Source organism: Clostridium sp. AF34-10BH (genome assembly GCF_003478095.1).
In the GTDB taxonomy this organism is placed as follows: Bacteria; Bacillota; Clostridia; order Lachnospirales; family Lachnospiraceae; genus Acetatifactor; species Acetatifactor acetigignens.
This window is the reverse complement of sequence record NZ_QUEC01000018.1, coordinates 46,872-58,387: the sequence shown is the minus strand read 5'-3', so window position 1 is coordinate 58,387 and position 11,516 is coordinate 46,872. Positions and strand designations below refer to the sequence as shown.

The window sequence follows — 11,516 nt, the reverse complement described above, 5'->3', positions numbered from 1 at the left end:
AAAGTCCCTCCTATGTTCTCTGCTTCCCTATCCGCGGAAGCTCCGCTCTCTGTCATCCCTGTTCTGTAACGCCCCGAAGCTCACTAATTTTCCGTCCCGGCAGCTGAGGCTTCCACAATCGCCTTCCTGCAACTCGCTGTAGATTCTGTCGGAAACTTCCAAGGTGATCTGTTCGCCCTCTTTTTCCAGATTTTCAAAAATGACAGTCTTGACGTTTTCCGCCTCGGTTACTCCGGAATTTACTGTGCCGTTTGCCAGATATACCGGTTGGTTCACCGCAGTAGCCTGTGCCTTGCTATAGACTTTTGCACGGTTCACCGTATGATATCCCCGTTGCCTGTTCCGTAAGCTCCGCACCAGAAGGTACAGAAGATATCCCAGAATTGCCGCTGCGAACAGGACTGTCAATATGTTTTCCACCGGACTGAAACTTAACTGCTGCATCATAAGCACAACCTCCCCATTTTTCATTATTTATCTCATTTCACAGTATCCTTTATGATATCCTTGTATACTTCCAACAGCCACCAGGAAAACGCCTGTGATTGTTTTGCTGCATTGTCGATCATGCCATCTGCAGTTGCTTTGTCCTCCGCCGGTACTACCAGCAGGAACTCTTCCTCTTCTATTTTTACTCCACATAATACGTTTTTTAGATCTTTTGAGATAAGGAACATATTACCGGATGTATCTCCATCGGTAGTTGTGATGCAGGAATACGATGGTTCCGCTTTTACGAAAAGTGTCGTAAATCCCATTTCCTCATCACCAAAAATCTTTTCTCCATCCAGCCATACATTTCCCTGAATATAATCCTCCTGATTTTTCCAGATAAAATGTGCCTTTTTCGCATGAATCTCTACCGGAACCTGTTGATAAAATTGCGGATTTACCAAACCGACTAACATGCCACTGCCAACATAATCATATGTTTCCTCTTTCGGAGTATCATAATATCGCAATCCGTAATCTCCGAGACACAGCAGGACTACAGCAACTATAACGATCAGAAAAATTACGATTCCTTTGTTCTTTTTACTCCAATGCATGATCTGTATCTCCTTTTCACACTTTACCCTGCAAAATATAAACCGCTGAAATAGTCACTGTAATCCGTTCCATCCCGTAACCGAAACCACCCCTTCACACCATCCGTAATCTCGATGCAGATCCAGTCCTGTGTTGCATCCAGCTTCGTCATGCGTACCTTGCTTCCTTTGGGCAGCACAAAGGTCTCATCCCCGTCCGGTGTACGGTAGAGCGTTATATCCTGCCGCAGCTCCACTTCCTCCCAGGCACTTAATACATATTCCTCCTGTGGCACTTCCCGAAGTCTTCCGTTCGATGTTACCTGATAGATTTTCTGGATATAATCATTCTGCACCGCAAAATATGGTTCGGTGATAACCATCTGTCCATCCTGTATCCATGCCTTTCGCAGATCCTGTGCGAGCCGGTCTGTTTCCACCGGTTTTCCGTCTTCATAGTGATAGATTCGGGTCAGTGGATCTGCGCTTTCGCCGTCATCATACAATGCGATCAGGAGCTGTTCTCCGTCCGGGCTGAAAGCGAAGATCGAATTGCTCATATTTCCCGTGCTGTCCGGAATCTCAGCCGTCTGTCCGTCTATCTCCAACACTGCATCCTGCAGGTCATAGCAATTCATTTGACTAAGTCCCAGATTCAGATATATCGTATATTGCTCCAGAGAATACCCCGTTACCGGCTCCGCAGGATGCAGAGAAATCTTCTCCGGCACACCATCGCCATCCAGATCCAGCTGCGCCGATGTCTCAGTTTCTGTCCGCTCCGATACATCAAATACCACACCCGGATAGGCCAGAATGTCTGCTCTTTCGATGTGCTGGCTATCCGCCCCGCTAAGTGCAAACCGCATACTTATGGATGGATTACTATTGTAAATGTCATAATATCCGTCATGAACATGAAGCGTCGTGCCGCTGTTGAGCTGCAAATTCACCGGCAGAACCGTATCGGTGACAGTATGGGTACTCATGTCAAACTCCCGAAGTACCCTCGGCATCCACTCATCCGTCATAAGATGCGCCTCATCGGGATCTGTCAGATAATAGACCTTGCCGCCGCTCCATTCCGTCACATCCGGCAGATCTTTTTGCAGCTGTGTATAGGCATCCGATGTGTCATATGCGCCCCGCTCACAGGTAACGTCATACCAGCCCGTTGCCATGATGCGTTCCGCTTGAATGCAGCGAAATACACTGCCGGACGTTCCCCAAAGTTCACTCATGGTATAGATCCCGTAATTTGAAATCTGTACATGGGGATAATAAGTCGAATAACTGCCGGCATCCACAGGATACCAGTCCATCCAGCCCCAGTAGACCGCTCTGTCCGGTTGTCGGAGTTCGTACTCCCCATAGACCATTCTGGTACAGATATCACCGGTGAGCGGACCATATCCCGAGTCCTCCGCACTGCCCGGATCTCCAAAGGATAAGAGCCACAGCTGCGTCATCTCCTCCGCCATGACCATGGGAATATCTACAGCAGATCCATCCGCAAAAGTATAATGTACATTCACCACAGAGCCTTCTCCCGGCCGGTCAGAGTCCTCCCGATAATAAGGATATTGCCGCCCTGCCGGATACAGCGTCTCGGTCACGGCTCCGCTTCCATCACCCAGGTGCAACAGTGACACCGCTGCCGTTACCGGATCTGTATATTTTCTATAAGTCTCGGATGCAGGTTCCTCCGCCAGTGCTTTGAATATCGCATACGCGGCATTCGTATTGTTTTCACGAACCAGCAGATCATAAGCCACTTGATCCGCTGCAAAGGAATGCTTTTCTTCGATTTCTTCCACATCAAAAACAGCGGCAAAATCTTCTCTGCTATGAATCGTTACCTTTGCAAAATCTTCCGGTGTCTTGATGCTGTCCGGAAACTGCGCAATATTTCCACTCGTCTCCGCATTGCTGTCTACATCCATTTCTGCTCCTGCGCTGTCGTCTGTATCTGCACGATCCGCCGTGCCTGCCCCGTTCCCACTTCCACCGGGATTGCTGCACAGACACACCGCCAGTACCACGATCACTGCTGCCGCGCCAATCATGACCCAGAACGGCGGCTTGCGATAATCCAGTACATGGCGGATCCTGTTCTTCACATGATCTTCAACAAAAGAAAGCAAGGCACAGATGGAACCGCCCCGATAGCGTTTCCATTCCCCACCGGAAACCTCTTCCAGCAATGTATAGGAATATATCTTCTTGCTCTCCTCGCCGAGAAGCTTCACAACTTTTTCATCGCAGGACATCTCACAGTCCATATTCATCAGATAAAATGCCAGCCACACCAACGGGTTAAACCAGTGCACACAGCAGATCAGCAGAGCTGCCGGTTTGAAGAGATAATCCCTGCGCTGCAAATGCACTCTCTCGTGGCACAGCACAACGTTTCTGCTCTCGGGATCTAAGCCCGAAGACAGATAGATCACCGGATGCACCAGTCCCATGACAAAGGACAGATGCCCACCGTCGATTTCGCAGATCCCCGGTTCCACCTGTCTGACACCGCCGTCAGGTCTGTGAAGCCGGTTACGCATACGCAGGTAGGAAAAGGCATGATACCCCATAAATCCTGCCATTCCAAACAGCCATACCATTGCAATGACACGGAAACCTACCGGGCGATACAGTGTGTTTGCGACAGCTGTGCCATTTGTATCGGTAACCGATTCCTCCATGGCTGCACCACTGCTTCCGTTTTCTGCTCCTGTGATTTGCAAAGACCCGTCCGCATTGTCCCGGTTGTCAGCTAAGCAGCCACCATCTACAGCATTACCTGCTGCCTGGCTTCCATCGGCTCCGTCTGTTCCGAATGCATTCGCATCGCTTTCGTTATCGATTGCATTCGCAACATTTCTGTTTTCGTTCGCTAATCCTGCGGCTCCCGGCATATTTCCTGCCGTCCCGGCATGCAAATTTCCTGCCTGTTGCCAACTGCTCTGTCCGTTAGGATCCACATCTGGAAGCACACCATTATTACCATAGCCGTTTGCTGACTGTCCGTACATCGTCTCCGTTCCAACCGCCAGCAGCCGCTCCGGAATCAGACTGATCCCCGTCCGTGGCAACACCGGACAGCACAAGCGCACAAATACGACTCCCCACAGCAGATAAGAACACCATTTGGGGGCTTTTTTCAACAAAAGTCTGGCCAGGAGCACCAGCAATACGCAGTATCCTCCTACCAGACTTAATTTCCATACAACGTCAAATATTCTGTAGATGTTCTCACCCATAAGCCCCTCCGCTCTGCTGCACCAGCCATCGATAGTCGATAGAATATAGACTTTATAAGCATAGTCTACATTCTATCGACCTGTCTGTCAAGCAAGAAATCTATTTTCCCAACATTCCGGGATACAATACATCGGATATTTCATACGCTTCTTCCAATGTCGTCGCCGGGTACAAAATATAGAATATCTGATTCTCTTCCGCCGAATTTGCGGTGGCAGAAATCATCCCTTTTTCCACACCTTGCACTGCCTCATAAATTGCTGCACACGTGCTCATATCCGGCGTCAGGATCTGTCCGGCACCTCTCCCACTTTGGAAAACGCCTTTTCTTCCCCCGTACAGAAAGAAATAATCCTGTGGCTCCTCTCCCTCTCCTGCAAAGGATATCTTCCCGTTAAAAGAACTTGCATAAATCCAGGGCAATACGCGATAAGAATACGTTCCACTGACATCTACCTGTACCTCTTCCTGCTTTCCGGACGCATTTTCCTTCAGCATCCGTATTCCCGATGCCGTAAAATCCAACGTCTTGCGGAATTCAATAAAATTCAGTAAAAGGATTATCACTGCCAATACGATCACACTAAGAAAAACCGTTACTTTTACATTAATTTTCTTCATACACACTCCCCCGTTTCCTTTCGGACCTTTCAGACATCTCTATTTTACTCTGTTTTCTCAATTTCCAGATTCGCGGACACCGGAAAATCAATCACCACCTCTTTGTATATCTCCACATTTTCATTCTCTAAAGAAGTTGCCGTTCCCTGATAGGTAATCTTCGCGGTTCCATCCATAATTTCAACTGTGGATGACACATCCATGGGTGCTTTCAAGTCATTATGAAGCCATAGGTTTACTTCATTTGTGGCTTCCCACCAGTCTTTCATCTCCTTGTCGTAGCGGGCTGCCTGCCCAAATCTTGACTTTGGATTTATCGCATAGACTGGAAGAGAGCGATGTGATTCCTCTGTGTTTTCATTGCTATATGTGATGATTACTTCGGGATTGTTGTACAAATAAATTTCCCTGATACCCCATATACTGATTAGTATGATACATACCCCTATTATCCATAATACTTTTTTCTTCATTAGCTTTTCCCCTCTCTAAAGTCGAAAACGTATATGCTCCCGGTATGTCTGTGCGCTTGCCGAACCGCTGTCTTTTCTTGAGACATCCCAGACCATTCGATATTCTCCCGGTTCCAGTGCTCCGTAGAGCCACTCCCAATTATAGTAGATCGAGGCTTCCTCACCACCGGGGACATTATAGCCCACCATTGGAAAGCCATAATTATCCGGCACCGTCTCTGCATCCTGCCACTCTCCGTCTACCTGCCGTTGGAGAATATAAGCCTCTCCATAGATCACCTCTGCCCCGTCATCGTCATCCTCACGTCTGATGATAAGATTAGCACCCACATTGGAAATATCCCGCAAAGTCGCCGTTACACCTGCTTCCGGATCATAAATCGTCTCCGCCTGTCCCTGCTGCCCCTTCTCTTTCGGATCCCAAACGTTTTCTACCAGCTCCGGTGTTTCTTCCAAATGTAACACCTCTGCGTCCAGTTCATACTCCAGCACGCAGTCCCGGTTGATTTCCTCCATCTCTCCGGTCTCAATAGATTTCCCTGTTCCCCAGAAAGTGATCACCGTTTTTCCTTCACCTATTGTTACATCCGATGACACGGATAATGGGGAATCATACTTTTCGTTAATCCATTGAAACACTTCCCCTGTTGCATCCCGGAACTGCTATATTTCCTCATCATAACGTACCGCATATCCCTGTCCGATATGAGATCTGCCACGAATAACGCAAAAAGGATAAGAGCGATATATATTTTCTCTCTTGTCGCAGCTAAAGGTAATCCGGATCTCTGGGTGCTCATACAGCCAGACCTCACGCCCGCACAGGATACCTGCCGTCAACAGCACAACCGCAATTAAGCTAAGAAAAAACGTCACTTTTACGTTGATTTTCTTCATACATCTTTCGTCACTCATCATGCCAAATAAAATCTCTCCTGTTATTTACTTCTTTGCAATCCACTTCCCGTTTCTATTAGAACCACGTCTTTCAACCAAACCTTCTTCTCGCATGTCTTTTATAAGTCTTTGAATTTGTTTTCTTGAAAGATCAAATCCCTCCATAAGTTTAACCTGCGTTACCTCTGGATTTTCTTCCATTTGATATAATATATCTATCTTTCTATCGGCTCCATTTTTAGCTCCTTTTTGGCTCCTTTTTGATTATATCCTAATTTTTCTTCTAAAGTTGTTTTTTTCATATATACTTCGTTTTCTTTCGACTGCTTTGTGACCATTTTCGTTGCCATTTATTCTTATTTTCATTATACATGATAACGTATTATAGGCACAATAGAGCGAGTGGAAATTTCCCATTTTCCACTCGCTCAACCCATCTCATTATAGCTTTTTCTGTTACTTCAGCGGTTCATAATAAAAATATGTCTTCGCCGGGTCTTTTCCGGAGATGTCCACGCCGGCTGCCGTCTGTCCCTGCACACCGCCTGTGGCTCCGATATAGAGTATCCGGCCATCCGGAACGATTACCGCGCAGGTTCCTTCCGTACCGCAGGGCATCTCCCAGACTTCCTGCGCTCTGGTAAATTCCGCATCTTCCAAACGGTAGGTATCAACGCCGCTGTATCCCCACAGGATAAAATCGGAGCCATCACTCACACCTGCTGCCACCATATTCCACTGGTAGATCGTCCCTGTGCTTTGAACAGCCTTCGCATTCTCCGTTGCATCCCCCTGCACCGGTAGAAAACACAACCTCTCCGGGTCTACTGACACTAATGTCACAGGGTCATCCTCTGCTGTCACATTCTCCGTTGCCAGTGCTGCTGCATAGACTTTTCCGTCCTTTCCCTGTCCCAGGGCTCCGGCACCTTGCACAGCATACACACCATCATCCGCCATCGTTCCGATGAGGTCTCCCTCTGCCGTGTAGATCCGCACATAGCCGCCATCCTCCTGCATTCTCATTCGTGTATACAGCCTGCCCTGTGCATCCGTTGCCATACTATCTACAATATTCCACTCCCGGTCTCCGGCCGCAAAGCAGTCCAGAAGCGTTCCCTCCGGACTGATATGGTAGATCACAGGCAGCCGGCCATGTTCCGCTCCCGGAGATGCCAGTCCGCGCAATGCCGCATAGACACTTCCGTCCGGTGCGATGCACAGGCTATACACCTCGCCGTCCTCATCGAAATCATCATAAAACTTTTCCGGGGTCCCGCTGCCGTAAGCCAGATATTCCACCCGTGCTTTCCCTTCCATGGTGAACCCACCGACATACAGCCCCTGTTCTGCCGCCACAGCACACCGGATACTGAGTTCTCCCTCATAGGCGACCTGCCATTCTTGTGCTGCCGTATCTGCCCCCGGGACTACACTTGCCTCTCCTGCGCCCTGTGTCTGTTGCGATCCGCTCTCCTGTGACATATCACCCGGTAATGCACTATCTTCCGTCTTCACATATTCATAGTCGCCCGCCTCGATCTCTTCTGTGATTTTCGCCAGACTATAATCTCTCTTCTCACGGAAATCGATCAGCTCCAACAGTTCCTCCTCCGTCATTTCCTCTTCCGGCAGGAAAAATGTACTCCGCGCTGCATAGAAAGCCACGCCCTTTTTGTATTTTTCAGGACTATCAAGCATGGCAAGTTCCTTTTGGGGGAAATATCCTTCCTCCAGATAGGCCTGCCTCAGTTCTTCCAGCCTGTTTTTTCGCCGTCCGTAAGCGGTCTGCTGTAGCTATCCGCTGCAACATCTGCATCCTGCAACCCGGAAAAATATGTTTCCAGTTTTTCATGATTCATGCTCTCCATCCGCGCCCGGTACAATCTCGATTTTACGGTTCCCTGCCTGCATTCCAATATCCTGCTGATCTCCGGGATTGTGCACTGTTCATAGTAAAACAGTACGATCACATCCCGGTATCCGCCATCCAGCTGCATGACAGCATCCCACAGTTCATGGTGTTCGTCATAAAATGCCGGGGACAGATTCTCTTCCCATGCCACCGCACCGGTCCGCTTATTTTGCCGATAAATCTTTTTCGCTTCATTTGCCGTGATCTGTAAGATCCAGTTTTTAAAGCTGCCCGGATCCCGCAGTGTCCTTAATTTTTCATAGGCATGCAGCACCGCTTCACTGACAGCGTCCTCCGCATCCGTACTATTATTCAGAATAGAATATGCCAGTCGGTACATATGCAGGGTATAGCCCCGCACTTCCCGCACAAATTCCTCTTTTGTCATAACTGACAAAGTAACACCTCCTTCTCTTCGCCGGCTTCATACTATATGAGTCGCCGGACGGTAAAAAGGTTCCTGTATTTTAAAAAAAGGCACCGGATGTTCCGATGCCTTTAAATCCAATATACTCTATAACTCTTTGAATTTGTATTTTCCTTTTCCATGCCCGGATACCGGTTCGATTACATCAGCCTGTACCATATTGGATATTATTTTAGAAGCGCCTGAACTTTTCAGCCCAAGCAATTCCATAACCTCTCCTCTGCCAAAAAACTGACAATCTCCGAATTTTTCATATAATACACGGATATGCATAATTGTTTTTGTTGAAAAATTCAGCGTTTTTTCAGCCAATCTTGTTTCAATGTCCACTTTTGATGTTTCAATGTCCATTTTTTGAGTTCCAATGTCCACTTTTGAAGTTCCAATGTCCACTTTTGAAGTTCCAATGTCCACTTTTGTATCCTTTAAAAGTCCACTGATATGCATATTTCGATTGTGCAGCTCGTTGTGTTCATTTAAAAGCATATTTCTGAGGAAGAGTTCCAAATATTCCGTTGTCTCATGAATTCCTTTTTGTAAATTCGTATAATTGGCCCTGACAAGTGCATTTCTGAAATACCATGCATTTTCCGCAAAAATGTCATTTGTTGCAAAAAAACCAAGTGTTCTCAAATATTTTATGAAAAAAACCGCTGTGGTTCTTGTGTTTCCCTCACCAAAAATGTGAATTTGCCATAGCCTTGATACAAACAAAGCCAGATGATGAATGCTCTCTTCTATCGAAAGTCCTTTATAACTAAAATCCTTTTCCTGCGAAAAATCATATTCCAATGTAGCACGCAGTTCTGAAGCACTCCCATAAACGACCGTTGCGCCATCAAGCACCCATTCTTTCTTCGTAATATTATAATCTCTTATTTTTCCGGCATGCTTATATATTCCACGAAAAAGCTTACGATGAATAGCTATATACTCATTCGGTGAAAAGGAAAACGCCGTTTCGGAAAGGAGCTCCGCAATACGGCTGGAAACTTTATCTGCTTCTTCCGTGCGTTCATTATCTGATACACGGACAGGTCTCTCATTGTAATAGCTTTCTATAAGACTCTGTGCCTCTTTTAGCGTGATCTTACCTTCAATATTTTGAATTGCAGTGTCAATCAGATATTGCGAGGGTTTCAGACCATCTACTGCCTGAAGTCCAACCGCCGTGCTCCACACATACCCTTTTGTTGCTTTATTCGGTTCGGATTCTCTCAGATATTCTTTAAATGGGTCTTTGTCCATATTCATTTCCCCGCTATATATCACTATCTTAGTTTTCCTGCTACTATTTTTATTATATCTTAAAATAACGATAAACCAAAACATTTTTGTAGAGATTTTTGCGGAAATCAAAAATATTTTACCTGTAGATTTTTTCTTGACCCTCGAGTTAGTCTATGCTAATATAACAATTGTTATGGAGACAGATCGTAAGAAAATCACGGAAGAAAACTTAATCCGCTGCGGCAGGGAAGAATTTCTGGAAAAAGGCTACGCCGGGGCGAACCTCCGGGATATCTGCAAACGGGCCGGAGTTACTACCGGGGCTTTTTATTTCTCTTTTGAAAATAAAGAGGCACTGCTGGGGGCAATTCTGGATCCCCTGATTGCCGAATATCAGAAAATGATGTATGAAATTACCAAAAGAGAACAGGAACATCCTGAGACCGCAGAGCAGAATGAACGTGAGATCATGGAATATATCTGTGCGCACAGGCAGGAATGTGAACTGGTACTGGAGAAATGCTCCGGCAGCAAATACGAATCCTTCCGGGATGTCGTCTTCAACAATATGTTCACGGCCTTTCAGGGCTATTATGAAAAACAACTAGGCTATGTGCCCGATAAAGAATTACTACGGATTCTGACATCCATGAGGTTACACGGATTTCTGGAATTGATCAAAGGAGATTATGATATGGAACACCGCCTGTTCCTGACGAAAGCCATCGGTATTCACGCCGATGCCGGAACGCAGGGTTTAATTGCATATTTTAAGAGCGAGAAGGATGCTCACCGTTAATGCGGTGGGCATTTTCTTTTATAAAAAATAACAAATATAACTTTTGTTATATTCAGAAAACAAGTAGGAGGATTAGTTATGAACAAAAACGTGAACTACGGAAACTGGGTACCTGAAAAAATGTTGGCGCTGTGCTATGTCGCTGCTGCCGTACTCGGCATTGCCGCCTATGTGACCGGACCGGTGCTGCATCTTGCCATTCCGACATGGATCCTGGGCATTCTTGCCGCGATTTGCCTGGTCTATGGCATTTACATGCACATCTGTCATGAATTGTTTGCCTTCGGCAAAGGCAACATGATGGCAAAAGTCCATCAGCATCTCGTAGATCATCTGGAATGGGACGGCGAAGGCACTCTGCTCGACATCGGATGTGGTGCGGCTGCCCTGACGATCCGCTGCGCCAAGGCTTTCCCCAAGGCAAAACTCGTCGGTATGGACTACTGGGGTGCCGAGTGGAACTATGCCAAAGAGCAATGTGAAGCCAATGCGAAAGCGGAGGGTGTTGCCGACCGGATCACCTTCCACAAAGGAGATGCCGCCCATCTGGAAGATCCGGATGAGACCTTCGATGCCACTGTCAGCAACTTTGTCTTCCACGAAGTCCGTTCCGCCAAGGATAAACGGGATGTGGTCAGAGAAGCTCTGCGCATAGTCAAAAAGGGCGGTGCCTTCTCCTTTCAGGACATGTTCTCCCAGAAAGCACTCTACGGTGACATGGAAGAATTTGTCGAAGAATTGAAAAAAGAAGGAATCACAGAAATTCACTACATCGGCAATCTTGAGAAGAAACTGGATTTTATCCCGGGATATGCCGCTGCTCCCTGGATGATCTCCGGCATGGGAATCCTATACGGGCGGAAATAAT

14 protein-coding genes are annotated in these 11,516 nt (G+C 46.9%); 2 read left to right on the top strand and 12 right to left on the bottom strand.

Features of this window, described 5'->3' with window-relative positions; translation table 11 throughout:
- Positions 1-27: 27 nt before the first annotated feature.
- From DWZ61_RS12395 to DWZ61_RS12345, 12 genes are all read right to left on the bottom strand, one after another.
- The gene (locus tag DWZ61_RS12395) at positions 28-447 is read right to left on the bottom strand and encodes a DUF2500 family protein (RefSeq protein ID WP_172594684.1); all 420 of its coding nucleotides are present in this window, start codon (positions 445-447) and stop codon (positions 28-30) included.
- Positions 448-479: 32 nt separating this feature from the next.
- The gene (locus DWZ61_RS12390; RefSeq protein ID WP_118538830.1) at positions 480-1,049 is read right to left on the bottom strand and encodes a hypothetical protein; all 570 of its coding nucleotides are present in this window, start codon (positions 1,047-1,049) and stop codon (positions 480-482) included.
- A gap of 23 nt (positions 1,050-1,072) precedes the next feature.
- On the bottom strand, positions 1,073-4,285 hold the full coding sequence (locus DWZ61_RS12385) for a M56 family metallopeptidase (RefSeq protein ID WP_118538828.1): 3,213 nt from the start codon (positions 4,283-4,285) through the stop codon (positions 1,073-1,075).
- Positions 4,286-4,385: 100 nt separating this feature from the next.
- Positions 4,386-4,907, bottom strand: a complete 522-nt coding sequence (locus DWZ61_RS12380) for a hypothetical protein (RefSeq protein WP_118538826.1) — start codon at positions 4,905-4,907, stop codon at positions 4,386-4,388.
- A 44-nt stretch (positions 4,908-4,951) separates the two neighbouring features.
- Positions 4,952-5,380 carry a hypothetical protein gene (locus DWZ61_RS12375; RefSeq protein WP_118538824.1) on the bottom strand — a complete coding sequence of 143 codons (429 nt, stop codon included), beginning with the start codon at positions 5,378-5,380 and terminating at the stop codon, positions 4,952-4,954.
- A 15-nt stretch (positions 5,381-5,395) separates the two neighbouring features.
- Positions 5,396-6,019 carry an immunoglobulin-like domain-containing protein gene (locus tag DWZ61_RS12370; protein ID WP_145985581.1) on the bottom strand — a complete coding sequence of 208 codons (624 nt, stop codon included), beginning with the start codon at positions 6,017-6,019 and terminating at the stop codon, positions 5,396-5,398.
- A gap of 24 nt (positions 6,020-6,043) precedes the next feature.
- Positions 6,044-6,298 (bottom strand): hypothetical protein, encoded by a 255-nt coding sequence (locus DWZ61_RS12365; RefSeq protein WP_118538820.1) that lies wholly within the window; start codon positions 6,296-6,298, stop codon positions 6,044-6,046.
- Between the two features lie 24 nt (positions 6,299-6,322).
- Positions 6,323-6,442, bottom strand: coding sequence for a hypothetical protein (locus DWZ61_RS12360; protein WP_243026404.1), 120 nt, complete (start codon positions 6,440-6,442; stop codon positions 6,323-6,325).
- A 50-nt stretch (positions 6,443-6,492) separates the two neighbouring features.
- On the bottom strand, positions 6,493-6,627 hold the full coding sequence (locus tag DWZ61_RS20410) for a hypothetical protein (protein ID WP_262593662.1): 135 nt from the start codon (positions 6,625-6,627) through the stop codon (positions 6,493-6,495).
- A 106-nt stretch (positions 6,628-6,733) separates the two neighbouring features.
- Positions 6,734-7,978 (bottom strand): hypothetical protein, encoded by a 1,245-nt coding sequence (locus DWZ61_RS12355; RefSeq protein ID WP_118538816.1) that lies wholly within the window; start codon positions 7,976-7,978, stop codon positions 6,734-6,736.
- A 47-nt stretch (positions 7,979-8,025) separates the two neighbouring features.
- Positions 8,026-8,580: an RNA polymerase sigma factor gene (locus DWZ61_RS12350; RefSeq protein WP_118538814.1), complete on the bottom strand. Its 555-nt coding sequence runs from the start codon at positions 8,578-8,580 to the stop codon at positions 8,026-8,028.
- A gap of 126 nt (positions 8,581-8,706) precedes the next feature.
- Positions 8,707-9,873 carry a Fic family protein gene (locus DWZ61_RS12345; RefSeq protein ID WP_347475442.1) on the bottom strand — a complete coding sequence of 389 codons (1,167 nt, stop codon included), beginning with the start codon at positions 9,871-9,873 and terminating at the stop codon, positions 8,707-8,709.
- A 169-nt stretch (positions 9,874-10,042) separates the two neighbouring features.
- Between DWZ61_RS12345 and DWZ61_RS12340 the strand changes: the two genes are divergently transcribed.
- Both DWZ61_RS12340 and DWZ61_RS12335 read left to right on the top strand, forming a co-directional pair.
- Complete coding sequence (locus DWZ61_RS12340; protein ID WP_118538812.1) at positions 10,043-10,648, top strand: TetR/AcrR family transcriptional regulator; 606 nt, start codon at positions 10,043-10,045, stop codon at positions 10,646-10,648.
- 78 nt (positions 10,649-10,726) lie between these two features.
- Positions 10,727-11,515: a class I SAM-dependent methyltransferase gene (locus DWZ61_RS12335; RefSeq protein WP_022312346.1), complete on the top strand. Its 789-nt coding sequence runs from the start codon at positions 10,727-10,729 to the stop codon at positions 11,513-11,515.
- Position 11,516: the final 1 nt, after the last annotated feature.

What these genes read in the sequence shown, in the direction of transcription:
- DWZ61_RS12395 (WP_172594684.1), bottom strand. Translation starts at nt 447, where the DNA reads ATGATGCAGCAGTTAAGTTTCAGTCCGGTGGAAAACATATTGACAGTC.
- DWZ61_RS12390 (WP_118538830.1), bottom strand. Translation starts at nt 1,049, where the DNA reads ATGCATTGGAGTAAAAAGAACAAAGGAATCGTAATTTTTCTGATCGTT.
- DWZ61_RS12385 (WP_118538828.1), bottom strand. Translation starts at nt 4,285, where the DNA reads ATGGGTGAGAACATCTACAGAATATTTGACGTTGTATGGAAATTAAGT.
- DWZ61_RS12380 (WP_118538826.1), bottom strand. Translation starts at nt 4,907, where the DNA reads ATGAAGAAAATTAATGTAAAAGTAACGGTTTTTCTTAGTGTGATCGTA.
- DWZ61_RS12375 (WP_118538824.1), bottom strand. Translation starts at nt 5,380, where the DNA reads ATGAAGAAAAAAGTATTATGGATAATAGGGGTATGTATCATACTAATC.
- DWZ61_RS12365 (WP_118538820.1), bottom strand. Translation starts at nt 6,298, where the DNA reads ATGATGAGTGACGAAAGATGTATGAAGAAAATCAACGTAAAAGTGACG.
- DWZ61_RS12360 (WP_243026404.1), bottom strand. Translation starts at nt 6,442, where the DNA reads ATGGAGGGATTTGATCTTTCAAGAAAACAAATTCAAAGACTTATAAAA.
- DWZ61_RS20410 (WP_262593662.1), bottom strand. Translation starts at nt 6,627, where the DNA reads ATGGCAACGAAAATGGTCACAAAGCAGTCGAAAGAAAACGAAGTATAT.
- DWZ61_RS12355 (WP_118538816.1), bottom strand. Translation starts at nt 7,978, where the DNA reads ATGCTTGATAGTCCTGAAAAATACAAAAAGGGCGTGGCTTTCTATGCA.
- DWZ61_RS12350 (WP_118538814.1), bottom strand. Translation starts at nt 8,580, where the DNA reads ATGACAAAAGAGGAATTTGTGCGGGAAGTGCGGGGCTATACCCTGCAT.
- DWZ61_RS12345 (WP_347475442.1), bottom strand. Translation starts at nt 9,873, where the DNA reads ATGAATATGGACAAAGACCCATTTAAAGAATATCTGAGAGAATCCGAA.
- DWZ61_RS12340 (WP_118538812.1), top strand. Translation starts at nt 10,043, where the DNA reads ATGGAGACAGATCGTAAGAAAATCACGGAAGAAAACTTAATCCGCTGC.
- DWZ61_RS12335 (WP_022312346.1), top strand. Translation starts at nt 10,727, where the DNA reads ATGAACAAAAACGTGAACTACGGAAACTGGGTACCTGAAAAAATGTTG.